Genomic DNA, 235 nt, shown 5'->3' with positions numbered 1-235 from the left:
GTCCCAGTGTGGCCGATCACCCTCTCAGGTCGGCTACGCATCGTCGCCTTGGTAAGCCGTTACCTTACCAACTAGCTAATGCGCCGCAGGTCCATCCATAAGTGGCAGATTGCTCCGCCTTTCTCATCTCCCTCATGCGAGGAAAATGCCTATCTGGTATTAGCTCACGTTTCCGTGGGTTATCCCAGTCTTATGGGCAGGTTACCTACGTGTTACTCACCCGTCCGCCGCTAAC

1 rRNA gene is annotated in these 235 nt (G+C 54.9%); it reads right to left on the bottom strand.

The window, feature by feature from the left end:
• A 16S ribosomal RNA gene (locus tag M3661_RS30140) occupies nucleotides 1-235 on the bottom strand; the annotation flags it as partial.

Source organism: Paenibacillus sp. MER 180, assembly GCF_023713665.1.
In the GTDB taxonomy this organism is placed as follows: domain Bacteria; phylum Bacillota; class Bacilli; order Paenibacillales; family Paenibacillaceae; genus Paenibacillus_B; species Paenibacillus_B suaedae.
Note: the sequence above shows the minus strand (reverse complement) of the source record. Positions and strands in the feature narration are given on the sequence as shown.